This window comes from Citrobacter sp. HN-141 (genome assembly GCF_033341895.1).
Classification (GTDB): domain Bacteria; phylum Pseudomonadota; class Gammaproteobacteria; order Enterobacterales; family Enterobacteriaceae; genus Citrobacter.
The window spans coordinates 1-25,639 of sequence record NZ_JAWPBF010000002.1; the positions used below are offsets into that span (position 1 = coordinate 1).

Annotated in this window: 24 protein-coding genes, 2 tRNA genes, 2 rRNA genes and 1 pseudogene; 14 read left to right on the forward strand and 15 right to left on the reverse strand. The window is 50.5% G+C overall.

The features are described from left to right. The 4 genes from RYZ59_RS02875 to dkgB form a co-directional block, all read left to right on the forward strand. A 23S ribosomal RNA gene (locus tag RYZ59_RS02875) occupies window positions 1–188 on the forward strand; the annotation flags it as partial. 93 nt (window positions 189–281) lie between these two features. Beyond that, window positions 282–397 (forward strand): 5S ribosomal RNA (gene rrf, locus RYZ59_RS02880). 192 nt (window positions 398–589) lie between these two features. Then, window positions 590–666: transfer RNA gene (locus RYZ59_RS02885), tRNA-Asp, on the forward strand. A gap of 164 nt (window positions 667–830) precedes the next feature. Next, entirely contained in the window at window positions 831–1,634 is an 804-nt protein-coding gene (gene dkgB / locus RYZ59_RS02890) for a 2,5-didehydrogluconate reductase DkgB (RefSeq protein ID WP_318045157.1), read from the forward strand. A gap of 20 nt (window positions 1,635–1,654) precedes the next feature. Here the strand turns inward: dkgB and yafC are convergent, their stop codons facing one another. Then, the gene (yafC, locus tag RYZ59_RS02895) at window positions 1,655–2,569 is read right to left on the reverse strand and encodes a DNA-binding transcriptional regulator YafC (protein WP_137384383.1); all 915 of its coding nucleotides are present in this window, start codon (window positions 2,567–2,569) and stop codon (window positions 1,655–1,657) included. A 104-nt stretch (window positions 2,570–2,673) separates the two neighbouring features. On the opposite strand from yafC, the gene RYZ59_RS02900 reads away from it, so the two are divergent. From RYZ59_RS02900 to RYZ59_RS02910, 3 genes are all read left to right on the forward strand, one after another. After that, a complete protein-coding gene (locus tag RYZ59_RS02900; RefSeq protein WP_137384384.1) occupies window positions 2,674–3,849 on the forward strand; it encodes an MFS transporter in 1,176 nt (391 codons plus the stop codon). 131 nt (window positions 3,850–3,980) lie between these two features. Then, complete coding sequence (locus tag RYZ59_RS02905) at window positions 3,981–4,781, forward strand: endonuclease/exonuclease/phosphatase family protein (protein WP_202039437.1); 801 nt, start codon at window positions 3,981–3,983, stop codon at window positions 4,779–4,781. Window positions 4,782–4,857: 76 nt separating this feature from the next. Next, window positions 4,858–5,628 (forward strand): class I SAM-dependent methyltransferase, encoded by a 771-nt coding sequence (locus RYZ59_RS02910; RefSeq protein WP_318045151.1) that lies wholly within the window; start codon window positions 4,858–4,860, stop codon window positions 5,626–5,628. A 49-nt stretch (window positions 5,629–5,677) separates the two neighbouring features. Here RYZ59_RS02910 and mltD read toward each other — a convergent pair whose 3' ends face one another. Beyond that, window positions 5,678–7,036, reverse strand: coding sequence for a murein transglycosylase D (gene mltD / locus RYZ59_RS02915; RefSeq protein ID WP_318045149.1), 1,359 nt, complete (start codon window positions 7,034–7,036; stop codon window positions 5,678–5,680). A gap of 71 nt (window positions 7,037–7,107) precedes the next feature. Continuing rightward, the gene (gloB, locus tag RYZ59_RS02920) at window positions 7,108–7,863 is read right to left on the reverse strand and encodes a hydroxyacylglutathione hydrolase (RefSeq protein ID WP_318045147.1); all 756 of its coding nucleotides are present in this window, start codon (window positions 7,861–7,863) and stop codon (window positions 7,108–7,110) included. Between the two features lie 33 nt (window positions 7,864–7,896). On the opposite strand from gloB, the gene RYZ59_RS02925 reads away from it, so the two are divergent. Then, window positions 7,897–8,619, forward strand: a complete 723-nt coding sequence (locus RYZ59_RS02925; protein WP_202039434.1) for a class I SAM-dependent methyltransferase — start codon at window positions 7,897–7,899, stop codon at window positions 8,617–8,619. Here RYZ59_RS02925 and rnhA read toward each other — a convergent pair. Beyond that, window positions 8,616–9,194, reverse strand: a pseudogene (gene rnhA, locus RYZ59_RS02930) (ribonuclease HI). The gene RYZ59_RS02925 and the pseudogene rnhA overlap by 4 nt on opposite strands. Here rnhA and dnaQ point away from each other — a divergent pair. Together dnaQ and RYZ59_RS02940 are read left to right on the forward strand one after the other, a co-directional pair. Further along, window positions 9,148–9,876, forward strand: coding sequence for a DNA polymerase III subunit epsilon (dnaQ, locus tag RYZ59_RS02935; protein ID WP_170974423.1), 729 nt, complete (start codon window positions 9,148–9,150; stop codon window positions 9,874–9,876). The pseudogene rnhA and the gene dnaQ sit on opposite strands and share 47 nt — an antisense overlap. A 134-nt stretch (window positions 9,877–10,010) precedes the next feature. Further along, a tRNA-Asp gene (locus RYZ59_RS02940) sits at window positions 10,011–10,087 on the forward strand. A 99-nt stretch (window positions 10,088–10,186) separates the two neighbouring features. Here RYZ59_RS02940 and RYZ59_RS02945 read toward each other — a convergent pair. From RYZ59_RS02945 to fadE, 3 genes are all read right to left on the reverse strand, one after another. Beyond that, a complete protein-coding gene (locus RYZ59_RS02945; protein WP_318045142.1) occupies window positions 10,187–10,597 on the reverse strand; it encodes a Spy/CpxP family protein refolding chaperone in 411 nt (136 codons plus the stop codon). A gap of 179 nt (window positions 10,598–10,776) precedes the next feature. Further along, on the reverse strand, window positions 10,777–11,544 hold the full coding sequence (locus RYZ59_RS02950) for an amidohydrolase (RefSeq protein WP_318045139.1): 768 nt from the start codon (window positions 11,542–11,544) through the stop codon (window positions 10,777–10,779). 109 nt (window positions 11,545–11,653) lie between these two features. Continuing rightward, window positions 11,654–14,098, reverse strand: coding sequence for an acyl-CoA dehydrogenase FadE (gene fadE, locus RYZ59_RS02955; RefSeq protein WP_318045136.1), 2,445 nt, complete (start codon window positions 14,096–14,098; stop codon window positions 11,654–11,656). Between the two features lie 239 nt (window positions 14,099–14,337). On the opposite strand from fadE, the gene lpcA reads away from it, so the two are divergent. Both lpcA and RYZ59_RS02965 read left to right on the forward strand, forming a co-directional pair. Then, window positions 14,338–14,916, forward strand: coding sequence for a D-sedoheptulose 7-phosphate isomerase (lpcA, locus tag RYZ59_RS02960; protein ID WP_016151815.1), 579 nt, complete (start codon window positions 14,338–14,340; stop codon window positions 14,914–14,916). A 212-nt stretch (window positions 14,917–15,128) separates the two neighbouring features. Further along, window positions 15,129–15,896, forward strand: a complete 768-nt coding sequence (locus RYZ59_RS02965; protein ID WP_069323846.1) for a class II glutamine amidotransferase — start codon at window positions 15,129–15,131, stop codon at window positions 15,894–15,896. On the opposite strand, the gene dpaA is transcribed toward RYZ59_RS02965, so the two are convergent. Next, a complete protein-coding gene (dpaA, locus tag RYZ59_RS02970; RefSeq protein ID WP_318045132.1) occupies window positions 15,867–16,607 on the reverse strand; it encodes a peptidoglycan meso-diaminopimelic acid protein amidase in 741 nt (246 codons plus the stop codon). The two genes, RYZ59_RS02965 and dpaA, sit on opposite strands and share 30 nt — an antisense overlap. 349 nt (window positions 16,608–16,956) lie before the next feature. On the opposite strand from dpaA, the gene RYZ59_RS02975 reads away from it, so the two are divergent. Further along, a complete protein-coding gene (locus RYZ59_RS02975; protein ID WP_318045130.1) occupies window positions 16,957–17,718 on the forward strand; it encodes a C40 family peptidase in 762 nt (253 codons plus the stop codon). Window positions 17,719–17,756: 38 nt separating this feature from the next. On the opposite strand, the gene RYZ59_RS02980 is transcribed toward RYZ59_RS02975, so the two are convergent. The 7 genes from RYZ59_RS02980 to RYZ59_RS03010 are packed head-to-tail and all read right to left on the reverse strand — an operon-like array spanning window position 17,757 to window position 24,014. Further along, on the reverse strand, window positions 17,757–19,850 hold the full coding sequence (locus RYZ59_RS02980) for a flagellar biosynthesis protein FlhA (RefSeq protein WP_318045127.1): 2,094 nt from the start codon (window positions 19,848–19,850) through the stop codon (window positions 17,757–17,759). Continuing rightward, a complete protein-coding gene (locus RYZ59_RS02985; protein ID WP_318045125.1) occupies window positions 19,834–20,973 on the reverse strand; it encodes a flagellar type III secretion system protein FlhB in 1,140 nt (379 codons plus the stop codon). Before RYZ59_RS02985 ends, RYZ59_RS02980 begins: the two co-directional genes overlap by 17 nt. Beyond that, on the reverse strand, window positions 20,963–21,745 hold the full coding sequence (gene fliR, locus RYZ59_RS02990; RefSeq protein ID WP_318045122.1) for a flagellar biosynthetic protein FliR: 783 nt from the start codon (window positions 21,743–21,745) through the stop codon (window positions 20,963–20,965). The genes RYZ59_RS02985 and fliR overlap by 11 nt, the downstream gene beginning before the upstream one ends. Window position 21,746: 1 nt before the next feature. After that, a complete protein-coding gene (locus tag RYZ59_RS02995) occupies window positions 21,747–22,019 on the reverse strand; it encodes a flagellar biosynthetic protein FliQ (protein WP_003838859.1) in 273 nt (90 codons plus the stop codon). Between the two features lie 12 nt (window positions 22,020–22,031). Next, a complete protein-coding gene (gene fliP / locus RYZ59_RS03000) occupies window positions 22,032–22,790 on the reverse strand; it encodes a flagellar type III secretion system pore protein FliP (protein WP_079940079.1) in 759 nt (252 codons plus the stop codon). Then, complete coding sequence (locus RYZ59_RS03005) at window positions 22,787–23,158, reverse strand: FliM/FliN family flagellar motor switch protein (RefSeq protein ID WP_079940078.1); 372 nt, start codon at window positions 23,156–23,158, stop codon at window positions 22,787–22,789. Before RYZ59_RS03005 ends, fliP begins: the two co-directional genes overlap by 4 nt. After that, window positions 23,151–24,014: a FliM/FliN family flagellar motor switch protein gene (locus RYZ59_RS03010; protein WP_318045117.1), complete on the reverse strand. Its 864-nt coding sequence runs from the start codon at window positions 24,012–24,014 to the stop codon at window positions 23,151–23,153. The genes RYZ59_RS03005 and RYZ59_RS03010 overlap by 8 nt, the downstream gene beginning before the upstream one ends. A gap of 595 nt (window positions 24,015–24,609) precedes the next feature. On the opposite strand from RYZ59_RS03010, the gene RYZ59_RS03015 reads away from it, so the two are divergent. Next, window positions 24,610–25,596, forward strand: a complete 987-nt coding sequence (locus RYZ59_RS03015; RefSeq protein ID WP_318045113.1) for a sigma-54 dependent transcriptional regulator — start codon at window positions 24,610–24,612, stop codon at window positions 25,594–25,596. The last annotated feature ends 43 nt before the right edge of the window (window positions 25,597–25,639 follow it).

Sequence of the window (25,639 nt, forward strand, 5' to 3'; positions counted from 1 at the left end):
CGGTAGCTAAATGCGGAAGAGATAAGTGCTGAAAGCATCTAAGCACGAAACTTGCCCCGAGATGAGTTCTCCCTGAGGCTATAAGTCTCCTGAAGGAACGTTGAAGACGACGACGTTGATAGGTCGGGTGTGTAAGTGTAGCGATACATTGAGCTAACCGATACTAATGAACCGTGAGGCTTAACCTTACAACGCCGAAGATGTTTTGGCGAAGAGACGCAAAATTCAGCTTGATAACAGATTAAATTAACCGGCGAAAAGCGGGTTAATAACAGAATTTGCCTGGCGGCTGTAGCGCGGTGGTCCCACCTGACCCCATGCCGAACTCAGAAGTGAAACGCCGTAGCGCCGATGGTAGTGTGGGGTCTCCCCATGCGAGAGTAGGGAACTGCCAGGCATCAAATTAGAAGTATGGCACTGACTTTCGAGGCAGTTCACTACTCGATAGAGAGTAGGACAAAAGCGAAAGCTTTTGAACGTTGCGCAGCAACGGCCCGAAGGGTGAATCACGAAGTGATTCATAAACTGCCAGGCATCAAATTGCAGTAAACCGGGATGAATAATCCGGGTGGTGACAAAGAAATTCGGTGGAGCGGTAGTTCAGTTGGTTAGAATACCTGCCTGTCACGCAGGGGGTCGCGGGTTCGAGTCCCGTCCGTTCCGCCACTTATTAAGAGCCCTGAGCGTTTGCTCAGGGCTTTTTCTTTGCCTGTAATTTTATTATTGCTAAATTCGCAAAAATCCTCTGCATTTTTCGCTCTTTTTCTATAAAGAGCAGAAGGTCATAATCCCCTCAGTTAACGAACATTGTGATTAAAAAGAGGAATTCTATGACTATCCCTGCATTTGGTTTAGGTACTTTCCGTCTGAAAGACGACGTGGTTATCGCTTCTGTTAAAACAGCTCTTGAGCTGGGTTACCGCGCAGTCGACACTGCACAAATCTATGATAATGAAGCGGCTGTTGGCCAGGCGATTGCCGAAAGCGGCGTACCGCGTAATGAGTTGTACATCACAACCAAGATCTGGATTGAAAATCTTGGCAAAGACAAGCTGATCCCAAGCCTGAAAGAGAGCCTGAAAAAACTGCGCACAGATTATGTTGATCTGACGCTGATCCACTGGCCATCACCAAATGATGCCGTCTCTGTTGAAGAGTTTATGCAGGCATTGCTCGAAGCTAAAGCGCAAGGGCTGACTCGTGAAATTGGTATCTCTAACTTCACTATCCCATTGATGGAAAAAGCTATTGCTGCTGTGGGTGCAGAGAATATTGCGACTAACCAGATTGAGTTATCTCCGTATCTGCAAAGCCGTAAGGTTGTTGATTGGGCGAAAGCGCACGGTATCCACATCACCTCATACATGACGCTGGCTTACGGTAAGGCGCTGAAAGATGAAGTGATTGCTCGCATTGCCGCTAAACATAACGCGACGCCGGCCCAGGTGATTCTGGCATGGGCGATGGGAGAAGGTTACTCTGTGATCCCTTCTTCTACCAAGCGTGAAAACCTGGCAAGCAACCTGCTGGCACTGGAACTGCATCTTGATGCGGAAGACAAAGCGGCAATCGCTGCTCTGGATTGCAACGACCGCCTGGTTAGCCCGGAAGGTCTGGCGCCTGAGTGGGATTAATTGCCTGACCCTCTGTGCCTTTAACCCTCTTTTACAGCTCCTTCGGGAGCTGTTCTTATATATTCACTTAAAAAATCGATAAATGCCCGAATACGGGTACTGACGGCGCGATCGCTGTAATACACCGCGCTAAAAGGCATCTCGACTGGCAGCCGTTTATCCGCCATCAATTCGACCAGCTTACCCTGAGCGATCTCCTTATCAATCATATAATCTGAAAGACAAGCAATACCGTTGCCGCTCAGGCAAAGCTGCTTCAGCGTTTCGCCACTGTTCGAAGATAGACCGCACTCAACCTCATGTAATTGTCCGTCACTACAGGCAATGGGCCAGGTATTGAGCGAAATGGGTTCAGAAAACCCCAGACACAGGTGCTGCTTTAACTCTTCAACAGTCTCTGGCTTGCCGAAGCGGGCAATATAGTCAGGTGAAGCAATAATCTTGCGGTAGCTGGTAAAGAGTGGACGTGCGCGCAGACTTGAGTCAGTTAAGGCACCGGCACGTATCGCAACATCCACTTTTCGTTCAATAAGATTGATAAATGTCTCTGAGGAAACCAGCGACAACGTCATCTCGGGATAGCGCTCACGGAAAGGTTTGATCAGTGGCATCAGGAAATGCAACATCACCGGTGTTGCGGCATCGATACGCAGCAAACCGCGCGGCGTATTCCGCGACTCCATGATTTCTGTTTCCGCCGCAGCCATATCCTGCAGTATCTGTTGTACACGCCTGAAGTAGCGTTCACCTTCTTCTGTCAGACTGAGCTGCCGGGTTGTTCGATTGAGCAAACTAACGCCCAGCTTCATCTCCAGCTTCTTTACTGCCCGACTGACCGCGGAATTGGCCTGCCCAAGCTGCTCTGCGGCCCGGCTAAAGCTACCACTTTCCACGACCGCGACAAAAATTGCCAGTTCTTCGGAGGTTGCTTTCATTTTTGCACCTGAAGCAAAATTATATTGAGATTTTGAATATTTTTGTTATTAAAACATCCCGGCATACTGCCTGTCATCCGATTACTGATGATATGGAGCTATTTATGCCTCTCGCTTTATTTGCACTGACAATAAGTGCCTTCGCTATTGGCACGACTGAATTTGTGATTGTTGGCCTGGTGCCGACCATTGCTGAACAACTGGCGATCTCTTTACCTTCTGCCGGGATGCTGGTTTCAATCTATGCGCTGGGTGTCGCGATCGGGGCGCCAGTATTGACTGCCCTGACCGGACGCCTGCCACGTAAGCAACTGTTGGTTGCGCTGATGGTGCTGTTTACGGCCGGTAACTTGCTGGCATGGCAGGCACCTGGTTATACGACATTAATTGTCGCCCGCCTGCTGACTGGCCTGGCACACGGCGTCTTCTTCTCAATTGGTTCTACGATTGCGACAAGCCTGGTGCCAAAAGAGAAAGCCGCTTCTGCCATCGCTATCATGTTTGGTGGTTTAACGGTTGCACTGGTGACGGGAGTACCGCTGGGGACATTTATCGGACAACACTTTGGCTGGCGCGAAACTTTCCTTGCTGTATCACTATTGGGTGTGATTGCACTGATTAGCAGCCAACTGCTGATCCCTGCGAATATTCCGGGTCGGGCGGCCGCCAGCATTCGTGATCAGGTAAAAGTGTTAACCCATCCACGCCTGTTGCTTATCTACGCGGTTACGGCATTAGGTTACGGTGGTGTCTTCACTGCGTTCACCTTCCTGGCTCCTATGATGCAGGACCTGGCTGGCTTCTCGCCGGCAGCGGTAAGCTGGATCTTACTGGGCTATGGCGTATCGGTCGCTATTGGCAATATCTGGGGTGGTAAGCTGGCGGATAAACATGGTGCTGTCCCGGCGTTGAAATTTATCTTCGCGGCGCTGTTTGTCCTGCTGATGGTCTTTCAACTGACGGCCTCTACGCAATACGCTGCGTTAGTGACGATTCTGGTGATGGGGATCTTCGCCTTCGGCAATGTTCCAGGTTTGCAGGTTTACGTGGTACAGAAAGCAGAACAATTTACCCCCAATGCGGTGGATGTGGCATCCGGTCTGAATATTGCTGCGTTTAATATTGGCATTGCGCTTGGCTCTGTGATTGGCGGACAAACGGTAGAGCATTATGGTTTAGCACAGACTCCGTGGATTGGCGCGCTGATTGTTCTGGTCGCTTTTTTACTGATGGGTATCAGCGGTCGTCTGGATAAACCGGCGCGGGTAGTATTGGGATAAATCATTGATGTAAGTACCCACTTACAAAACAAACTGCAATTGTTCGTTGAAAGTGAGTGCTAAAGTCCCTATAACTGAAGAACCAGTCCGGCTGCGGGCTGGTTGACGTTATAGAGGTTTGAAAGTCTAAAGTGCGAAAAAACACCTATGCCATGCGCTATGTTGCCGGACAGCCCGTTGAGCGGATTTTACCGCCAGGGTCATTTGCGCATATCGGCCAGGCATTACCTGCAGGCGTGCCGTTAAGCAGTGAAGATCGCATTCGCGTGCTGGTGTGGAACATTTTTAAGCAACAACGGGCAGAATGGTTGTCGGTGCTGAAAAATTTTGGCAAAGATGCCCATCTGGTTTTATTGCAGGAGGCGCAAACGACGCCCGAGCTGGTGCAGTTCGCAACCGCTAACTATCTTGCCGCCGATCAGGTTCCCGCTTTTGTGCTGCCTCAGCATCCCTCTGGCGTCATGACGCTTTCTGCTGCGCATCCGGTCTACTGCTGTCCATTGCGCGAGCGTGAGCCGATTTTACGCCTGGCAAAATCGGCTCTGGTCACAGTGTACCCGCTGCCTGATACGCGTTTATTGATGGTGGTAAACATCCACGCGGTAAACTTCAGCCTCGGCGTCGATGTCTATAGTAAGCAGTTACTTCCTATTGGGGATCAAATCGCCCATCACAGCGGTCCGGTGATTATGGCCGGTGATTTCAATGCCTGGAGTCGTCGACGGATGAATGCGCTGTACCGCTTTGCGCGTGAAATGTCGCTGCGCCAGGTTCGCTTTACCGACGATCAACGCCGGCGTGCGTTTGGTCGCCCACTCGACTTTGTGTTTTATCGTGGTTTGAACGTGAGTGAGGCCTCTGTGCTGGTCACTCGCGCCTCCGATCACAATCCACTACTCGTTGAATTCAGTCCCGGCAAGCCTGAGCAATAACGGTGTGTCAGGTCTGCCGTAGGGCAGGCCTGTGATGGTTGCCCTTCCTATTTCACAACAACCGAAGGACAACACAATGACAACACGCTCCCACCATGACAACGTCGAAAAGCAGTTTGGCTCTCAGGCTAATGCCTATTTAACCAGCTCCGTACATGCTAAGGGTCGTGATTTACAACGACTGGCGGAAAGGCTGTCTGCTTTTCCACAGGCACGGGTACTGGATATGGGATGCGGAGCAGGGCACGCCAGCTTCGTGGCTGCGCAAAACGTACAACAGGTTGTGGCTTATGATTTATCGTCTCAGATGCTTGAGGTGGTCGCAGAGGCTGCAAAAGAGAAGGGCCTGGGCAATATTACCACGCAGCAGGGATACGCAGAGAGCCTGCCGTTCGGCGATTGTGCTTTTGATGTGGTGATTAGCCGCTATTCAGCGCATCACTGGCATGATGTCGGACGTGCGCTGCGTGAAGTCAATCGTGTACTGAAACCCGGCGGCGTGGCGATCGTAATGGATGTGATGTCGCCAGGGCACCCGGTCCGTGATATCTGGTTGCAAACTGTCGAAGCGTTACGCGACACCTCGCATGTCCGCAATTTTTCCAGCGGTGAATGGCTGTCTTTAATCAACGACGCCGGTTTGATTACCGATACCGTGTTGACCGATCGCCTGCCGCTGGCGTTCAGTTCGTGGGTGGCGCGGATGCGTACACCTGCCGCGTTGACAGAAGCGATTCGTTTATACCAGGAGAGTGCATCTGCTGAAGTGAAAGCCTACTTCGCGTTACAGGAGGATGGTTCATTCACCAGTGATACGATAATGGTTGAAGCACATAAAGCGGGATAAATAAAAAAGGCACTGGGGGGAAACCAGTGCCTTCATTTTTACAATGCTATCAGGAGTCAGGCATGCCGTTGTTTTTGACAAACAACGTGAGCTGATCGCCCGGCTGCAGATTGTCCGTATCGCTGTTCCAGCGCATTACATCCTTGATGTTAACCCCGTGGCGTTTGGCAATGCTCGACAGAGAGTCACCTTTACGCACACGATAGGTGATGCTATCGCTGTTGTTAGCCAGTCGCTGTGCGCTGGTGCCAGCACCTACGGTCAGGCTTTGGCCCACTTTCAGGGATGATCCACGCAGATTATTCCACTGCTTAAGGTCATTGATGCTCACGCCAAGACGTGCAGCGACGCCAGAAAGCGTATCGCCAGAGCGAACTTTGTAGCTACGGCTATTCAGCGGCGTGTTATCAGCCACCAATGTTGACTGTACGGCTGCAATTTCGCCGGAAGCCAAAGACTCACGCAGCTTCTCTGCATGCTTCTTTGGTACCATCACGTATTGCGGACCGCTGGCACCCAACGTGGAGCCTTTCACACCTGCATTGAAGGTCTTCAGTTTGCTGACGGAAATACCCGCCATATCGGCAACCTGAGCCATCTCAACCGGGCTGCTCAGGCGAACACGTGCCAACGCACGGCTTTCGTCTGTGGTAGGCAGACGCACGCCATAGCGTTTGCTGTTTTTGAGAATATCACTCAACGCCAGCATTTTGGGCACATACTGCTTCGTTTCCTGAGGCAAAGGGAGCGACCAGAAATCGGTGGATTTACCCCGAGATTTGTTCGCTTTGATTGCCTTCATCACGCGACCTTCACCGCTATTATACGCGGCAACGGTCAGCAGCCAGTCGCCATCAAACATCTTGTTCAGACGCTGCATCATGTCCAGCGCGGCAGTGGTGGAAGCCACAATGTCGCGACGAGCATCATAATTGCGGGTCTGTTTTAAACCATAATTGCGCCCCGTGCTCGGAATGATCTGCCAAATACCTGCGGCATTGGCGCCAGACGTTGCGTGAGGATCAAAAGCGCTCTCCACTATGGGTAGTAGTACCAGTTCCATCGGCATGTTACGTTTCTTAACCTGCCCGGCTATCCAGTACATATACGGCTCTGCCCGTAAAGTTACATCGTGGAGATAGCTCTTATTGCGTAAATACTTCTGTTTTTGTTCGCGAATCCGGTTGTTTTCCGGAATTCCCATCTTTAGCTCGTCACCAATGAAAGCCCACAAATCCTGATCAGCAGCGATAGATGTTCCATCGTCCATCCATCGCGCCTGACTTGTAAACTTTCCTGCTTCCCCTTGACCAGCTGCAGAAAGGCTCTGTGCGTGCTGTTGGACGTTACCAGTATTCTGGCACCCAACAAGCAGGACAGAGGCGAGTAATATCGCTTTTGCCTTCATGTGTGTGTCAATAGTTGCTTAAAAGACGACCGATCATAACGGCGAAGTTTTCAAAAGGCAACCCGGAATTGTCAGAACGTATCTTTCTTTGACCTTAACCAGGCAAAACGCTCTTCAGGTTGTTGCAATATTGTTTCTTTGTTTATTTCATTAATTAAATCAATATCTTCCGTTCTTAAAAAAAGATTATTTCGCCGCTCATTTTTCAGAATTACGGGGAGTGTCATTTGTTTTTTTACGCGTAACTCATTAACTTTACGATAATATTCATTTATGCACGAATCGTGCGGCAGAATGCTTAAGGAAAACTTCATGTTTGCTAATGTGTACTCATGGGCGCAGCAGATCAATGTATCATCAGGAAGCGCGTTTAATTTATTAAGTGATTGATACATTTGAGATGCAGTGCCTTCAAAGAGTCTGCCACAGCCGCCAGAAAAGAGCGTATCCCCACAAAATAGATAAGGTTGGCTAAAGTAACAGATATGTCCTAAAGTGTGACCCGGCGTGGCAATTACCGTAAATTCATGCCCTAAAACGAGTGCAATATCGCCATCTTTGACTATGTGGGTCGTTCCCTTATCTTGCGTTTCAGCCGGTCCGTAAACCACTAACTGTGGGAAATGTTGCAAAAGTTCTTTCACACCGCCAACGTGATCCTGATGGTGATGGGTCAGGAGAATGGCCTCCGGCACCCACTGATGTTCTGCAATCGCTTTCAGGACGGGAGCGGCTTCGCCCGGATCAACAATCAGGCAACGGTTTTCATTATTTGTCAGGACCCAGATGTAATTGTCCTGAAATGCGGGAATACTGTTAAGATTCATAAATTACCTCTCAATGCGTAACGGAAGGTTGTGATGAAACCGGCAAGGATCCCTCAAACTGTCGTAGCGCCCATTAGCTGGGATGATTTACCCTGGGGTGAGCACTATCGTGAGGCGCTGGAGCATCAGCTTAACCCGTGGTTCGCAAAAATGTACGGTTTTCATCTGCTTAAGATTGGTAATTTAAGCGCAGAAATCGATTCTGAAGCGTGCGCGGTTTCTCATCAGGTAAATGTTTCTTCGCAAGGCTCGCCCATGCAGGTTATGGCCGATCCTTTACATCTTCCTTTTGCCGATAAATCCGTGGATGTCTGTCTGCTGGCTCATACACTACCGTGGTGCGCCGATCCGCATCGCTTGTTGCGTGAAGCCGACCGGGTACTGATTGATGATGGCTGGTTAATACTGAGCGGGTTTAACCCGGTTAGCCTGATGGGATTGCGTAAGCTGGTGCCAGTGCTACGTAAAACACCGCCCTATAACAGTCGGATGTTTACCCTGATGCGCCAGTTGGATTGGCTCTCTTTGCTGAATTTTGAGGTGCTGCACTATAGCCGGTTCCACGTGCTGCCCTGGGCGAAGCAGGGCGGTAAAATGTTAAGTGCGCATATTCCTGCGCTGGGCTGTTTGCAGTTGGTTGTCGCGCGCAAGCGAACCATTCCGCTTACGCTCAATCCGATGAAACAAAGTAAAAGTAAGGCACGCATCCGCCAGGCTGTTGGGGCCACCCGACAATACCGCAAGCCAGACGCTTAAGACTCTGCCTGATACCCAACATCATCCTGGGTGGGACTCATTGCCGCAGCACGTGCAAGCTCATCACAGCGTTCGTTTTCCGGATGGCCCGCATGCCCTTTAACCCATTCCCATTTGATTTGGTGCGGGCCCAGCGCGGCATCCAGACGTTTCCACAGATCGACGTTCTTCACCGGTTTTTTATCCGCGGTTTTCCAGCCGCGTTTTTTCCAGTTGTGGATCCACTGTGTAATGCCCTGGCGCACGTACTGACTGTCGGTGCTGAGTACCACTTCACATGGCTCTTTAAGTGCTTCCAGCGCGACGATTGCCGCCATCAACTCCATACGGTTATTGGTGGTGAGGTTGTACCCTTCGGCAAAGGTTTTTTCGCGCCCGCGATAGCGTAAAATAGCCCCATAACCGCCAGGACCTGGGTTTCCCAGGCAAGAACCATCGGTGAAAATTTCTACCTGTTTAAGCATCTCTGGTAGACTTCCTGTTTTAGCAAATCGAAATCAAACGATAAGTCTGACATAAATGACCGCTATGAGCACTGGAATTACACGACAGATAGTCCTCGATACCGAAACCACCGGTATGAACCAGATTGGTGCCCACTACGAAGGCCATAAGATTATTGAGATCGGTGCGGTTGAAGTGGTGAACCGCCGTTTGACCGGAAATAACTTCCACGTCTACCTGAAACCGGATCGGCTGGTGGACCCGGAAGCGTTTGGCGTACACGGAATCGCCGATGAGTTCCTGCTTGATAAACCCACGTTCGCCGATGTCGCTGATGAGTTTCTCGACTATATCCGTGGCGCGGAGCTGGTCATCCATAACGCATCGTTTGATATCGGCTTTATGGACTACGAGTTCGCGAAACTCAATCGCGATATCCCGAAGACGAACACCTTCTGTAAAGTGACCGACAGCCTGGCGTTGGCGAGGAAAATGTTTCCTGGCAAGCGTAACAGCCTTGATGCGTTATGCTCGCGCTATGAGATAGACAACAGCAAACGTACTCTGCACGGCGCATTGCTCGATGCCCAGATTCTGGCCGACGTTTATCTGATGATGACCGGCGGGCAGACCACCATGGCGTTCTCTATGGAAGGTGATAGCCAGCAGCAGAATGATACGGGGATCCAGCGCATTGTGCGTCAGTCCAGTAAATTACGCGTTGTTTTCGCTACTGATGAAGAGCTGGCAGCCCATGAGTCGCGCCTTGACCTGGTACAGAAGAAGGGCGGAAGTTGCCTCTGGCGGGCCTAGTTCTGGTATTTACAGTACAGAAATGGTCATTCGGGTGATTTTTGCAGCAAACGATTAAAAAACGTGAGAAAAAGCGTTGACGAGGCGCGAGGCAATCCGTAATATTCGCTTCGTTCCCAAGCGGAACACAACGCGGAGTGGTAGTTCAGTTGGTTAGAATACCTGCCTGTCACGCAGGGGGTCGCGGGTTCGAGTCCCGTCCATTCCGCCACTATTCAGAAAGCCTGAATCAGAAATGATTCAGGCTTTCGTCGTTTTAACCCACCCAAAATAAAAGCCTGCAATAATGTTTTATTGCAGGCCGCAGTCGTTACTCGCTCAGCGTCTGGGCGATATCTTTTTGCACCTGCTGGCGCTGTTCTGGGGTCAGCACTTTGTTCAGGTCAAAATAGTATTTCACGCGATAATAACGCGCCTGCTGTTCGATATTGCTGAACGCGGAAAGCTGTTTTTTGACGGCAGCTTCATCCCATTTCCCTGACTTGATGACGTCAATCAACGCGCCGTCTTTTACATCTTTCACTGAAATCTGGCCGACGTTAGTTTCAAGCTGTTGGTGCAGTTTTTTAATCTGCGCAACCTGGTCAGTGCTCAACTTAAGATGTTGTACTATCGGATCCTGGGCTGGAGTCGGAACATTAGATGTCGTTGCTGCAAGCGTACTAAAAGAAGCGCCAGCCACGGTAACTGCCAGCAAAGTCATGCGTACGAAGTTCTTCATTATTGAAATCCTGATAAGGAAATTATCGACATTGTCTGCTACTCGTTGGTTACGAGTGATTATCCTTTGCAGAATACGATGACCATCGCATGTCGCCACGCGAATTTGTTTTGCGGTTGGTTACGGAGTGAAACAATCCCGCCACGGAAAACGTTGTGCAGCGGGAGGGAAGGCGATAGTTATAGCGTGAACGGGTCAGCGTCCTGCCAGGCGGGAAACTTCTCGCGATACTCGCGCAGCGCTGAGAGAGACAGCTCGGCGTCAATGCGTGTGGCCTGATGCGGCTCGGCGGTGGCAATAATCTCACCCTGCGGATTAATCACCCGGCTGTCACCGCGATAATGATGCCCGTTACCGTCAGTGCCCACGCGGTTACATCCTGCTACATAAGCCTGGTTTTCAATTGCCCGTGCGGCAAGCAGAAGCTGCCAGTGCAGCGAACGCGGCGCAGGCCAGTTGGCAACATACAAGGCGAGGTCGTAGTCGTTGCGGTTACGCGACCACACTGGAAAACGCAGGTCATAACAGACCAGCGGCAGAATACGCCAGCCACGCCATTCAAAGATGATGCGCTCTTCACCTGCCTGATAGTGCTGATGTTCGTCTGCCATGCGGAACAGATGACGTTTGTCATAGAGATGCACGGTGCCTTCGGGTTCAACCAGCAAAAAACGATTCACTGGCCCCCGTTCAGACTGAATCGCCGCGCTACCAGCTATCAGGGCATTCGTCTGCTGCGCTTTGCTACGCATCCAGCTTACAACTTCCTCTTGCGGCAACGATTGGTTTGCCGCTTCCATCGCAAATCCACTGGTAAACATCTCGGGCAACACAATAACGTCACGCCCGGTGACGGTTTCCAGTTGTCTGTCGAAATGGCGCAGGTTGGCTGGGCCATCCATCCAGATCAGCGGTTGTTGCAGCAGAGTAATTTTTAAACCTGGCACGATCGAGGCTCCTCGTTGAACAGCATTTTGACACTGTAGCATGAGCCTTAACGAAAATGTGGCAATAAAAAGCCCCGCATTTAGCGGGGCTGAACATTGTGCGTTAGCGTTATGCTGCTTCGACCTTACGCACTTTCTCTGGTAGCTTTACCGGCTGAGTCGCCAGCTCCTCGGGTTCAAAGTCATCCACGTTGATACTGCGCAGGCGGCTCGCTTCGGCTTTCACCAGAATTGCGGCTTCATCTTTATCAATCAGCCCTTTCGCCAGCGCATTGTGCGCCAGTTCGTCGAGACGGGTAAATGGCAGGTTTTTACCCAACTCTTTACAGATCCGCTGGTGGATAGGGTCGGCTGCAATCACGTCCAGCAGCGCCTCTTCCAGCAAACCAACCGGGTTATGCTCGCTTGGCGTCAGATATTGACCGCGACCAATACGAGAACGAGTCGCGCTCGGAACCTGCAAAATCTTCGCGACTTTATGGTCCAGCTTGTCAGACGGAGCGTCATAGTGGCGACCGGTCGGGAAGATAACTACGTTCAGCAAGCCCGCGACCAGACGGTTCGGGAAGTTTTTCAGCAGATCGTCCATCGCCTGTTCCGCTTTGTACAACGCATCCTGAACGCCCCAGTGAACCAGCGGCAGGTCGGCTTCATTGCGGCCTTCATCGTCATAACGCTTCAGTACCGCGGAAGCCAGATACAGCTGACTTAACACATCACCCAATCGAGCAGAGATACGTTCACGACGCTTCAGACTGCCACCCAGTACGGCCATGGACACATCTGAAAGCAGTGCCAGGTTGGCGCTCAAACGGTTCAGATGCTGGTAGTAACGCTTGGTGGCATCACCGGTTGGCGTGCTGCTGGTTAAGCCGCGAGTCAAACCAAGCCAGAAGCTGCGCACTTTGTTACTGCCAACGTGACCGATGTGTTTGAACAGCAGCTTGTCGAACGCATTCACATCGTTACTCTGTGCTGCAGCCATCTCTTCCAGAACATACGGGTGGCAGCGAATCGCACCCTGACCGAAGATCATCATGCTACGGGTCAGAATGTTGGCACCTTCAACGGTAATGGCGATTGGCGCACCTTGATAAGCGCGGGCGAGGAAGTTGCTTTCGCCAAGCATAATGCCTTTACCGCCAGTGATATCCATCGCATCAATGATTGACTGCTGCCCGCGGTGGGTACAGTGATATTTCACGATAGCCGACAGCACCGCCGGTTTTTCACCCAGCATAATGCCGTAGGTAATCAGTGATGCCGCAGCATCCATCACGTAGGCGTTACCGGCAATACGTGCCAACGGCTCTTCAATACCTTCCATCTTGCCGATGGAAATTTTGAACTGGCGACGAATGTGCGCATACGCGCCGGTGGCCATCGCGACCGATTTCACGCCGCCCGTCGAGTTAGAAGGCAGGGTAATACCGCGTCCTACAGACAGGCATTCCACCAGCATGCGCCAGCCCTGACCGGCCATTTTCGGACCACCGATGATGTAATCAATCGGTACAAACACATCTTTGCCCAGCGTCGGACCGTTCTGGAACGGCACGTTCAGCGGGAAGTGACGACGACCAATTTGTACACCCGGCGTTGAGGTTGGGATCAGTGCACAGGTAATGCCGAGATCTTCTTCACCACCCAGCAATTTTTCCGGATCGGAGAGTTTAAATGCCAGACCCAGTACCGTCGCGATAGGGGCCAGCGTGATATAGCGTTTGTTCCAGGTCAGGCGCATACCCAGCACCTGCTGGCCCTGCCAGTCGCCCATACAAACCACGCCGGTATCAGGGATAGCACCTGCGTCGGAGCCTGCTTCTGGGCTGGTCAGAGCAAAGCATGGGATCTCCTGACCACGTGCCAGACGCGGCAGATAGTTGTTTTTCTGCTCTTCGGTGCCGTAATGCTGCAGCAGTTCGCCTGGACCTAATGAGTTAGGTACGCCAACGGTGATCGCCAGGATCCCGGAAACGCCGGAGAGTTTCTGCAGAACACGAGCCTGAGCATATGCTGAGAATTCCAGCCCGCCGTACTCTTTCTTAATGATCATCGCGAAGAAGCGGTGTTCTTTCAGATATGCCCACAGTTCCGGCGGCAGATCCGCGAGTTCGTGAGTGATCTGGAAGTCGTTCGCCATGCGGCACGCTTCTTCCACTGGACCATCAATAAACGCTTGTTCTTCAGCGGTCAGATGCGGTTGAGGATAGTTATGCAGTTTTTTCCAGTCAGGCTTGCCCTGGAACAGGTCACCTTCCCACCAGGTCGTACCGGCATCAATCGCTTCTTTCTCGGTGCGCGACATCGGTGGCATGACTTTACGAAAACCGCGGAACACCGGCGCAGAGATCATGGATTTGCGCATCGGCGTAAAGTTAAACGGTACGAGAATAATGGCCAGAGGAACCAGCAGCCAGACTGACCACAGGCCAGCCACGCCGAGCGCAGCCGTCCAGGCGAGCAAAATTAAGCTGCTGAGGAATAAGCTCACGCGGTGATAAAACAGAACGCTGAGCAGAACAACCGTAGCGATAATACTCAAAATCATCATAACGAAAAGCTCCCTTGCTTGTAGGAGGTCTGACCACTTGTGATGATATGGTTGTAGTGTATGTAAATTCTTTTAGCAATGTGTTTACAAAATAATTACAACAAAGCTCACATTGTTGCCGTTTTAACCGGCACAAAAAATCAAAAGCCGTAGCCATTCCTGTGGCTTGTACTTCTCGCTGGTAGCGCTATCCGGTACACTGCGTCTTGTCATTTACATTCATGCTGAAGGATATCCTCATGTACCAGGATCTTATTCGTAACGAACTGAGCGAAGCGGCGGAAACGCTGGCTAATTTTCTTAAAGATGACGCCAATATTCACGCCATTCAGCGCGCGGCGGTCCTGTTGGCAGACAGCTTTAAAGCCGGCGGTAAGGTACTTTCTTGCGGTAACGGCGGTTCCCATTGCGATGCAATGCACTTTGCCGAAGAGCTGACCGGACGCTATCGTGAAAACCGCCCTGGCTACCCGGCGATCGCTATCTCTGACGTCAGCCATATCTCCTGCGTCAGCAACGATTTCGGTTACGATTATGTGTTCTCTCGCTACGTAGAAGCCGTGGGTCGTGAAGGTGATGTTCTGTTAGGCATCTCGACTTCGGGTAATTCCGGTAACGTAATTAAAGCGATTGCCGCAGCGCGTGAGAAAGGGATGAAAGTGATCACCCTGACCGGTAAAGATGGTGGCAAAATGGCGGGCAGCGCAGATATCGAAATTCGCGTGCCGCACTTTGGCTACGCTGACCGTATTCAGGAAATTCATATCAAAGTGATCCATATTCTGATTCAACTGATCGAAAAAGAGATGGTTAAATAACTATACCCGTCATACTTCAAGCTGCAGGTGCGTTGGTTGCGCTCAGAAACCCCAGTCACATAGTTATCTATGCTCCTGGGGATTTCTTCCCTTACCGCCTTCCTGCAACTCGAATTATTTAGGGTATAGCATATTGTTTTCTCTGATATTTTGAGTTTTGATTGGCTGTAACAATTACGCCTTCCCGCTTAAGGCGTTTGTGGAGGTGATGTATGTGCGAACTGCTCGGGATGAGCGCCAATGTGCCAACCGATATCTGCTTTAGCTTCACCGGGCTGGTTCAGCGCGGGGGAGGTACCGGGCCGCACAAAGACGGCTGGGGTATTACGTTTTATGAAGGTAAGGGCTGCCGTACGTTTAAAGATCCGCAACCCAGCTTTAATTCGCCTATCGCCAAACTGGTACAAGACTATCCCATCAAATCCTGTTCCGTGATTGCCCATATTCGTCAGGCGAATCGGGGGGAAGTGGCGCTGGAAAACACCCATCCGTTTACGCGTGAACTATGGGGACGCAACTGGACCTATGCTCATAACGGGCAGCTGAGCGGCTATAAATCGCTGGAAACCGGTAATTTCCGCCCGGTCGGGGAAACCGACAGCGAAAAAGCCTTCTGCTGGCTGCTGCATAAGCTGACCGAGCGTTATCCGCGCACGCCTGGCAATATGACGGCGGTGTTCAAATATATCGCGGCGCTGGCAGGAGAACTACGGGAGAAGGGCGTCTTCAACATGCTGTTGTCTGACGGGCGTTATGTGATGGCCTTCTGCTCGACCAATTTGTTCTGGATCACGCGACGTGCGCCGTTTGGCGTGGCGACATTGTTGGATCAGGATGTGGAAATTGATTTTAGCTCAGAGACCACACCCAATGATGTGGTCACCGTGATTGCCACTCAGCCGCTAACCGGCAATGAAACCTGGCAAAAGATTATGCCAGGCGAGTGGGCGCTATTTTGTCTCGGGGAGCGTGTAGTTTGATGCCAGCTGCGGCTGAACCACTTCGTGACTCAACGGCTTGCTGACGATATAACGGCCATCGACAACGGAAACGGTCGGTGGCTTACGCGTTTGTTCAAAGTAATCGTATCCCGGTTTTAGCTGCGACCAGAAATCTTTGTAATACGAAAACTTATGGCGCTGCATGTTCGCGTCAGTCATGCGGAATGGGTAAATGCTCACCTGAACGCTGGACTGGCCGAATACCAGAGCGCCGGTCACAAACTGGAAAATCTCATCAATACCGTTGTCGGTCATCGCATAGCAACCGACAGAAACGCAGGCACCGTGGATCATCAGGTATTTACCTTCATAACCGTGGGCGCGGTCGTAGGCGTTAGGGAAACCAATGTTAATCGCTTTATAGAAGCGGCTATCTGGTTTGAGCTGTCCGCGCTGAACGCTGTAAAACCCTTCCGGGCTTTTGAAATCACCCTGACGCTGTTTCGGCCCTAAGCCGCCGGAATAATTGCAGATCTTATAGCTGTCGAGCAATTGATACTGTTCCCCCATCTTGACGTACAGATCCAGCGTGCGCTCTTCTTTGAAGATCTGGATATAGACGGGGGAGCCCATTAATTGCTGCTTATATTCTTTGCTGATTGGCGTTGTTGGGCTGCTACTGCTCAGCAAACCGGCAAATGAAACGCACGGCAATAAAAGCATCGCAAGAAAAAATGCGATTTTACGCATACTGCTTATTCCTTGATAAAACGATTACACACGCCAGGATGGCAAAAAGAGTCCCCAAATCGGATAAATCTGGATCTGGAGCGCTCACATTATCACCCAGAGAGTTTTTCGCAAGTCTCTCGTGCGGCGTTTACACTTTAGATTTTCTTTATACGGAAAATTGTACTTAAAGGCAGTCAGACACTGGCGTATTTTGCGCGTGAGCGCATTTCATTTAGTCTTATGAGTGCAGAATTCCTAATGTATTGAATTTAAAAAATTAATAATTTAATAATCGAATATTAAAATGGAATACCCGGCAATAGCGGTAGACTGCGCCGAACGTATTTGATTAGGTATTCTTGTTTTCATGTCTTTTGTCTCTGCGCCCCGACGTTTTTTGCCGGGCCTGCTGTCTTTGTGTGTTGTGTTATCCTCACCGTCAGTCGCCAAAGTTCAGCCTCTCTTATCGGACGCCCATTTAAGCTATGCGGCGCAAATGCGCATGCGTAACCGTGCCCGGCTGCTAAAGCAGTACCACGCGCAGGTAAAAAAGCAGGCAAGTTATGTGGTGGAAGGCAATGCGCAAAGTAAAAGCGCGCTGCGCCAGCAAAACAGGACGCTGATTAAACAGCACCCGGAGTGGTTCCCGGGGCCGCTGAAAGCGAGCGATCATCGCTGGCAGGAGCTGGCCGAGAATGACCATTTTCTCAGTAGCGATCATCTGCATAACATGACCGAAGTGGCAATCCACCGTCTCGAGCAGCAGCTGGGTAAACCTTATTTGTGGGGCGGGACCCGCCCGGAGCAAGGTTTTGACTGCAGCGGGCTGATTTTTTATGCCTACAACAAAATCCTGGCGGCAAAATTGCCGCGTACGGCGAATGAAATGTATCACTATCGGCGGGCGACCATCGTCGCCAATCGCGATCTTCGTCGTGGGGATTTATTGTTCTTCCATATTCACAGCCGGGATATTGCCGATCATATGGGCGTCTATTTGGGGCAGGGGCAATTTATTGAATCGCCGCGTACCGGAGAAACTATTCGGGTGAGTAATTTATCCGATGACTTCTGGCAGGATCATTACCTCGGCGCCCGTCGTATTCTGACGGAAAATACCATTCTGTAATCAACAGGGCGGTGTAAATGACACCGCCTCGTCAGGGGTTAACTCAACGCCCCCATGATCTTTAATTCCAGCTCATCAGGAACTTCGTTATAAGACAACACCTGCAAACCCGGTGCGAACAGGCGCGCATAGCGCGCGAGCAGAGGACGTAGCTGCGGGGCGACCAGCAGGACCGGCTCTTTACCCGCGGCTTTCATCTGTTCTTTAATCTGCGGCATATTGGTCTGGAATTGATTGAGCATATTCGGATCGACCGGTACGCTATCGAGCACCACTTTGCCGCTTTGCTGAGCCTGATTCACCACATTTGCCAGCAGATTCTCCAGCTCATTATTCAGGGTGTACACCGCCAACTCATCTTTGCGCACAAACGGATGGGTAATGCTGCGACGCAGCGCCAGGCGCACATCTGCCGTTAACAGAATATGATCTTTGGTGACGGCGCTACTGGCGACCAGAACGGTAGCTATCGTGACGATATCGCGCAACGGCACGCCTTCGATCAGCAACGCCCGGTAAACCTTCAGGAGCTGGCTGTAATTCAGCGCCGCGCTCAGATCTTCCGCCAGACGAGGGGCCATCGAAGAGAGGCGGTTATGCAGTTGGGTAATATCGTCGTAGTTAAACAGGTCGGGAATATAGTTGCGAATGATTTTATTCACATGCGTCGCGATGACGCTGGCGCTATCAATCACCTGATACCCCATATTTAGCGCTTTGGCTTTTTGCGCCGGGACAATCCACGTGACCGGCATGCCGTAGGCCGGATCGTGGCCCAAAACACCATCGATCTCGCCGTAGGTTTCACTGGAAGGCAGCGCCATCAGCTTATCTGAGGGAATATCGGCCTCATCAGCCTTGATCCCATTGATAAAAATGGCGTACTGGGTCGGTTTTAGACGGAAGTTTTCGCGAATGCGAATTTCCGGCAGCAACACGCCGTTTGTGTCTGAAATAACCTGCCGCACACCGCGAATACGTTGGGTGAGCGGATTCCCTTTGGATTTGTCCACCAGCGACACTAGCTTGTACCCCAGGCTCAGGCTGATTGGCTCAATTAAGGGGATCGTTTCCCAACTGACCTGTTGCTCGGTGGTTTCAACGATGGTTTTGGTCAGCGTTTCAAGATTTTTCTCTTCAGTTTCTGCTACCTTCGGGCGCTTGCTCATACGCCAGGCGGTGAACCCTAGCAGGGCGCTGAACACCAGGAATGGGAAATGCGGCATTCCCGGCACCACTGCCAGCACAAACATAATGCTGGTGGCGGTGTAGAGCACGGAAGGGCTGGCCAGCAGCTGGCTACGTACGTCTGTGGCGATATCGCCGCTGTCGCTCACGCGAGTAACGATAATCGCCGCCGCCGTCGACAGCAGCAGAGACGGGATCTGGGCGACCAGACCGTCACCGATGGTCATCAGTACGTATTGCTGGAATGCGGCTTCGGCGCTTAAATCGTATTTGAAAATACCGATACACACGCCGCCGATCAGGTTGATGGCCAGGATCATCATCCCGGCGATGGCATCACCGCGCACGAACTTCGACGCACCGTCCATTGCGCCATAGAAATCCGCTTCACCCGCCACGTCTTTACGTCGCGCCTGTGCCTGGGCCTGATTAATCAGGCCCGCGTTCAGATCGGCGTCGATCGCCATCTGCTTCCCGGGCATGGCGTCGAGCGTAAAGCGGGCCGAAACTTCGGAGATACGCTCGGCACCCTTGGTAACCACGATAAAGTTGATGATCATCAGAATGATGAACACCACAAAACCGACGACAAAGTTACCGCCGATCACCACTTGACCGAAGGATTCAATCACCTTGCCGGCAGCACCTGCGCCCATATGACCGTGTAGCAATACCACGCGTGTTGACGCCACGTTCAGCGTCAAGCGCATTAAGGTGGTGATCAGCAAAATGGTTGGGAACAGGCTGAATTCGAGCGGACGTTTCGCGGAAACGGCCACCAACAGCACCATCACCGCCAGCACGATGTTAAAGGTGAACAGAATATCCAGCAGGGCTGGTGGTAATGGCAGGATCACCATCGCCAGGATACACAGTATTACCAGCGGAATACCGATGTTACCGTTACGCAGCAGCGCGAGGAGTTGTTTAGTTGTTTTCGGCATCCAGCTTAAGAACCTCTTTGGGAATGGAAATATGTCTGTTCAGCGAAGGGCGAGCTTGCGAACCGTCACGCCAGTGTTTCATTTGCAGTACATAGGTCAGGACGTGTGCAATCGCCCGATAAAGTTGAAATGGGATCTGTTGATTGACCTGGGTGGTGTAATAAACGGAGCGTGCCAGCTTAGGAAATTCAACTATCTCAATGTTGCTCTCCGCCGCAACCTGACGGATGTACAGCGCGATTTCATCGGTACCTTTAGCGACAACAAAAGGTGCGGCGGCGCGCGATTGGTCATACTGCAGCGCCACGGCATAATGGGTTGGGTTGGTGATCACCACATCGGCTTTTGGCACAACTTTGCGAATTTGCCCCATTGCCATTTGCCGTTGCAGACGACGGATTCTGGCCTTAACTTCTGGCTTACCTTCCTGATTTTTATACTCTTCTTTGATCTCCTGTTTGGTCATTTTAAGCCCTTTTATAAACATTTTTTTTGCCAGAGGGACATCGACCAACGCAAAGAAAATAAACAGGATGATAAAGTTGCGCATAATACCGCTGTACAGCGCCAGGCCATCGCTGACGGCCTGTTTGAAATACAGCTCCTGCAATCCCAGAAAAGCAGCAACGTTATTGCGTACGCTAATCCACAGCATCACCAGCAGGACAATCGCTTTGATCGCCATCTTGCCGGTGTCCACCAGGTGGTCGGTAGAAAATAAGCGGCCAATCCCTTTGAGCGGGCTTAATTTGCTAAAGTCCGGCAAAATTTTCTTCGGCAGGAACAGCCAGCCTCCGGGAATTAGCGAGGCAAACAGCGCGGCGACCGGCATGGGTAACAGCGTCAGAATGAACTTGGCTAAAATCAGCAAATGGTGCTCGAGGAACTGGCCGATGATGTCCGGGTCATTAATGTTCTGCGCATACTGATGCACGCTAATGAAGCTTTCGCGGACAAAATCCTCATACCAGGGGAAGCTGCTGGAAATCACCATAAACGCGGCAAACAGACTGGCGGCAAGCCCCATATCTTTTGAGCGCGGAATTTGCCCCTCTTGCCTGGCTTTGCGAAGTTTTTGCGCCGAGGGTTTTTCTGTTTTTTCTTCGCTGCTGCTATCCGCCATAGTGCCCCTTGAGCGCGTCAAGCTGCTGCAAGACGAAGTTTGCCAGGTGCAGATAGTGGTCGGGCAGGTTGTAAAGCAGCGTCGCAAAGCAGATAAGACCTGCCAGCATGTTGATCGGAAAACCTAAAGAGTACAGGTTGAGCGGAGGCGCAATGCGGTTAAGCAGGCCAAAGCAACCCTGGACAATCAACATGATAAAGGTTGTCGGCAGCGCCAGCAGCGTGGCTGCGGCAAACACCCAGCCCAGTGCCAGGGAAATGGTGCGCAGAGATTGCGGATGCAGCGCATTGCCAATCGGCCAGTAGGTAAAACCTTTGAATAAAATGCTCACCAGCAGCAAATGTCCATCCATCGCAAAGAACAATATCACCGCGTAGATGTTGATCATCTCCGCCAGTACCGTCGTGGACGCGCCGCTGCTGGGATCGTTCATCACCGCCATGCTCATCCCCATATTAAATGAGAGGATCTGGCCCGCCAGCTGCAGCGCTAAAAATAAAAACTGCAGCATCAGGCCAAAAAGCATGCCCCACAGAAACTGCTCTGCGGTCAAAATAATGCTGTTGATCGACAGTAGGCTGTCAGGAACGGGATGGGGGATAAGCGGTGTAATGATAAAGGCCAGCGCCAGGGACAAAATAATGCGTATCCGCACCGTGAGCGCCGCGTTATCCAGCACCGGCGCGTAGTGAATAAACGCCATAACGCGCACGAACGGAAACCACATGCCCAGTATCAGGTTACTTAACTGTGTAACGTCTGTTTCGCGCATGTCAGTGCACCAGAATGGCGGCCTGAGTGAACAGATGCACGCAGAGATCGCTCAACTGGACGATCATCCATTTTCCGCAAATTCCCAATACGGCGAGGGTGACGATAAGCCTGGGCAAAAAACTGAGCGTTTGTTCGTTAATCTGCGTCACGGCCTGAAAAATGCTGACCAGCATCCCCACCAGCAGGCTGGGAACGACCAACACGCAGACTAAAATAATCACGACTTTTATGCCGCTGGCGACGATATCGGCCGCTACATCAATGGTTAACATATCCGAACTCCGTTAGCCTAATCCCAGACCGCGAATACTGGAGGTCAGCGTACCGACGGTCAGCGCCCAGCCATCAATAAGTACAAACAGCATCAGCTTAAAGGGCAGCGACACGATCAGCGGCGACAGCATCATCATCCCCATCGCCATCAGCACGCTGGCGACGATCAGGTCGATTACCAGGAACGGGATGTAAATCATGAAGCCTATCTGGAAGGCAGTTTTAAGTTCGCTCAGCACATACGCCGGTACGATAATGGAGAGATCCTGATCGGCTGCATTACCTTTGGCGTTGGCGATCGTCATTATCTGCGCAATCGCTTTTTTGTTGGTCTGCGCCAGCATAAAGCGCTTCAACGGTGAGGCGGCGGTGCTCAGGGCGTCAGGGAGCGTGATTTGATCGTTTTCGAAAGGCACAACCGCGTGGTCGTAAATGTTGATCCAGATTGGACGCATCACCAGCATGGTTAACGACAGCGCAATGCCAATCAGTATGCGGTTGGGCGGCGTTTGCTGCAGCCCCAACGCCTGACGCAGCAGGGAAAGAACAATAATAAATCGGGTAAAACAGGTCATCATCAGCACCAGAGTAGGCAGAATACCCACCAGGGTCATCAGGAGCAGAACCTGAATTTTTACGCTGTATTCCTGGCTATTGCCGTGCGAAATCACATTCAGCAACGGGATATCTCCCCCTTGCGCACAGGCAAAGGGAGAAAGGATGAGTAATGAGATACCCAGGATGAGCGTGAGTGTTGGTGCGCGTTTCATGGTGCCAGGTCGTTGATTTCATGTGTGTTGAATTCAAGGACGCGCAGGCCATACTTTTCATTGACCACCACCACTTCAGCCTTACCTAACAGGATATTGTTGACCTTAATATCCAGCGGTTCACCGGCGAGCTTGTCCATCTCAATGACGGTGTCGTCATCAATGTTCAGCAGATCGGCCAGCATCACTTCCACGGAGGATACTTCCAGTGTGAGCGTGACTGGAATTCGTTTGAGTAGCGACATCGACTCGGAAAAGCGATCTTCTAAACGTGATACCAGCGATTCTGCTACGGACGGCGCGGGCGGCGTGGTTGTTTCGGGCGCTAACTCGAAACCTTGCTCTAAAATATCTTCTGGCTTACTCATAGGATTTCTCCGTCTTGCTCGTTAATTCGGACAAAAACAGTTTGTCTTTGTCCTCTACGATCAGGGCATTAAATAATTCGGATTTCCCGATATAAACAGGGAAAGTATCAGGCATGGCGATAGGTAAAATATCCCCGGGCTTGATTGTTGTCAGGTCGGCGACATTGAGGGGGATTTCTGCAATTTTGACGTTCATGGTCAGCGGCAGCGTATGAACAATTTCTTTGATCAGCGTTTTTTTACGCGTCTCAATGCTGGCTTTATCAACCTGCTTTTTCTTCTCGCCGTGCTCGCTACGACGGATTAAATTCAGAATGTAATCAGTATGGGAATCGTCCAATAAGATGCGGAAACTGCAATTTTCCTCATCACCTAAAACAAATGTAAGCTGATACGCCCAATGTGTTTGTACGGTACTGCTGTCCGGTTTTAGCGTCAGCGGAATACCCGATATATTTTTATTAAAAATAATATTGCTAATATCCAGAGCCAGTCTGCTTCGCAGCCGGATTTCTGTTTTGGTCGGTAAATCATCTTCTGATTTTTCGTCTGCAAGCGATGACGTCAGACCATAAAAGTTGCCTAGCAACATTAACAATAGCGCGCGGTCGATATCAAAGGCCAAATGCCCAACCTGCGAGACTAATAGCTCTGCACTTTTATTGATAACATCCATCTCGCATTGTATTTTTCTGAGTGTTATATTTGTGCGGTGTTTTTTGAGGAAATAGTTTCCAAGATGTGATTCAATTGTATCAAAATTACCCGTGAACATAGTCGGCAGACGATGATAAGGACGCCCAAGCCGGTTTCCTTCAAGTTTAAAGATTCCGGGCGTTTGACTATATTTCAGCATGGTACGCTTTCTCAGCTGTAATTTCTGGGACGGATGAATTGATATCAAATCCCGCGGTTATCAAAGAAAAAATAAATCCATTTAATTTATGGTTCATCCTTGACGCTATTCTCATATTATTGAAGTCCATTAGATATGAAATGCAGTACCTACTCTCGTCTCTGATGTAGGGCTGGACATTAGATAATTTACCCATTTTCTCTGCAAGTTATTAATGGCATTAGGCTATAATTAAAAAATAATTAATTACGTCTGCGTGATACTCCCCACTAATAAGCTTACCTTCTTAGGGCATGTCTTGTGTTGCTGGTTTTTATGTTTAAATCAATCTAAGTTATTGTTTTTGTTAAAATAATATTTTTATTATCTTTTAATTTAGGATTGTTAATGGCTCCGGTGTTAGTATTTTTTTAGGAAAAACCCTATTTGAAAATAGTCTTCGATAGGGCAGCCCTTTGATGGGGCGGTAAAACATGAGCAAGGATGGGATTAAGACATGGCACGGGCGATATCTATTATTCGATGATTGTGCTTTGGAATGATGTGTATATTTCTCGTAACGGATGTTAACTTTACTTCTAAGTGTAAAATAATCATGTTTGAACTTATTGCCGAAGCAGCCTCCAGTATCAATGTTTTTTCAATGGCAAGGCGTATTGCTGCGTTTAATGTTCCAGTCCTTATCCATGGTGAAACAGGTACTGGTAAAGAATGTGTCGCCAAATTTATCCATTCAATTGCGTTTGCGCAGAATCCTCAGGCACCTTATATCGGGGTGAACTGTGCCGCTATCCCTGAAAATATGCTGGAAGCCACGCTGTTTGGCTATGATAAAGGTGCATTCACCGGGGCAGTGGCTACCGTGCCGGGGAAAATGGAATTAGCCAATAACGGCACATTACTGCTGGATGAGATTGGCGATATGCCTTTAGCGCTACAGGCTAAAATATTGCGTGTATTGCAGGAACAACAGGTTGAGCGCTTAGGCAGTAACCGTTTAATCAAACTGAACTTCCGTTTAATTGCCTGTACCAATAAAAATATTGAAAAAGAGGTGGCCGCAGGACGCTTCAGAGAAGATCTCTATTATCGGTTATCAGTTATTCCGTTGACCATGCCGCCGCTGCGTGAACGTATGGAAGACATTTTTCCGCTGGCAGAGTCCTTTATCAAAAAATACTCCACGGTGCTGGTTAAAAATATCAAGCTTTCTGAGTCGTCACGCCGGGCGTTACTCAGCTACGAATGGCCGGGTAACGTGCGTCAACTAGAGAACGCTATTCAACGAGGGATGATCCTTAATCGTGATGGCGTTATTTATCCCGATACCTTAGGTCTGCCATCCATTGAGTCAGATTCCTGGAGCGAGCCGCAATGGCAGACAAAGCCCAGTCTGCCAATAACGACCAGCGATAATCTGGGCCAGCATGGCCGTAGCGCGCAGTATCAATATATCGCTGACCTGATGCGTAAATATCAGGGCAATAAAACCAAAATTGCTGATTTGTTAGGCATTACCCCACGCGCGCTTCGTTATCGTCTGGCGTCAATGCGAAAGCAGGGAATTGAGATCTTTTCCTGAATCAGTCTGTGGTACCGAGAACGCTTTTTACATTTTAAGAGTA

Excerpts from the sequence above, each read along its gene's own strand:
- dkgB (WP_318045157.1), top strand. The coding sequence starts at position 831 with ATGACTATCCCTGCATTTGGTTTAGGTACTTTCCGTCTGAAAGACGAC.
- fliR (WP_318045122.1), bottom strand. The coding sequence starts at position 21,745 with ATGCGCGAAACAGACGTTACACAGTTAAGTAACCTGATACTGGGCATG.
- RYZ59_RS03015 (WP_318045113.1), top strand. The coding sequence starts at position 24,610 with ATGTTTGAACTTATTGCCGAAGCAGCCTCCAGTATCAATGTTTTTTCA.
- RYZ59_RS02995 (WP_003838859.1), bottom strand. The coding sequence starts at position 22,019 with ATGTTAACCATTGATGTAGCGGCCGATATCGTCGCCAGCGGCATAAAA.
- RYZ59_RS02965 (WP_069323846.1), top strand. The coding sequence starts at position 15,129 with ATGTGCGAACTGCTCGGGATGAGCGCCAATGTGCCAACCGATATCTGC.
- mltD (WP_318045149.1), bottom strand. The coding sequence starts at position 7,036 with ATGAAGGCAAAAGCGATATTACTCGCCTCTGTCCTGCTTGTTGGGTGC.
- RYZ59_RS02945 (WP_318045142.1), bottom strand. The coding sequence starts at position 10,597 with ATGAAGAACTTCGTACGCATGACTTTGCTGGCAGTTACCGTGGCTGGC.
- dnaQ (WP_170974423.1), top strand. The coding sequence starts at position 9,148 with ATGAGCACTGGAATTACACGACAGATAGTCCTCGATACCGAAACCACC.
- fliP (WP_079940079.1), bottom strand. The coding sequence starts at position 22,790 with ATGAAACGCGCACCAACACTCACGCTCATCCTGGGTATCTCATTACTC.
- RYZ59_RS02900 (WP_137384384.1), top strand. The coding sequence starts at position 2,674 with ATGCCTCTCGCTTTATTTGCACTGACAATAAGTGCCTTCGCTATTGGC.
- fadE (WP_318045136.1), bottom strand. The coding sequence starts at position 14,098 with ATGATGATTTTGAGTATTATCGCTACGGTTGTTCTGCTCAGCGTTCTG.
- RYZ59_RS02925 (WP_202039434.1), top strand. The coding sequence starts at position 7,897 with ATGAAACCGGCAAGGATCCCTCAAACTGTCGTAGCGCCCATTAGCTGG.
- RYZ59_RS02980 (WP_318045127.1), bottom strand. The coding sequence starts at position 19,850 with ATGCCGAAAACAACTAAACAACTCCTCGCGCTGCTGCGTAACGGTAAC.
- gloB (WP_318045147.1), bottom strand. The coding sequence starts at position 7,863 with ATGAATCTTAACAGTATTCCCGCATTTCAGGACAATTACATCTGGGTC.
- dpaA (WP_318045132.1), bottom strand. The coding sequence starts at position 16,607 with ATGCGTAAAATCGCATTTTTTCTTGCGATGCTTTTATTGCCGTGCGTT.
- yafC (WP_137384383.1), bottom strand. The coding sequence starts at position 2,569 with ATGAAAGCAACCTCCGAAGAACTGGCAATTTTTGTCGCGGTCGTGGAA.
- RYZ59_RS03005 (WP_079940078.1), bottom strand. The coding sequence starts at position 23,158 with ATGAGTAAGCCAGAAGATATTTTAGAGCAAGGTTTCGAGTTAGCGCCC.
- RYZ59_RS02910 (WP_318045151.1), top strand. The coding sequence starts at position 4,858 with ATGACAACACGCTCCCACCATGACAACGTCGAAAAGCAGTTTGGCTCT.
- RYZ59_RS03010 (WP_318045117.1), bottom strand. The coding sequence starts at position 24,014 with ATGCTGAAATATAGTCAAACGCCCGGAATCTTTAAACTTGAAGGAAAC.
- RYZ59_RS02975 (WP_318045130.1), top strand. The coding sequence starts at position 16,957 with ATGTCTTTTGTCTCTGCGCCCCGACGTTTTTTGCCGGGCCTGCTGTCT.
- lpcA (WP_016151815.1), top strand. The coding sequence starts at position 14,338 with ATGTACCAGGATCTTATTCGTAACGAACTGAGCGAAGCGGCGGAAACG.
- RYZ59_RS02985 (WP_318045125.1), bottom strand. The coding sequence starts at position 20,973 with ATGGCGGATAGCAGCAGCGAAGAAAAAACAGAAAAACCCTCGGCGCAA.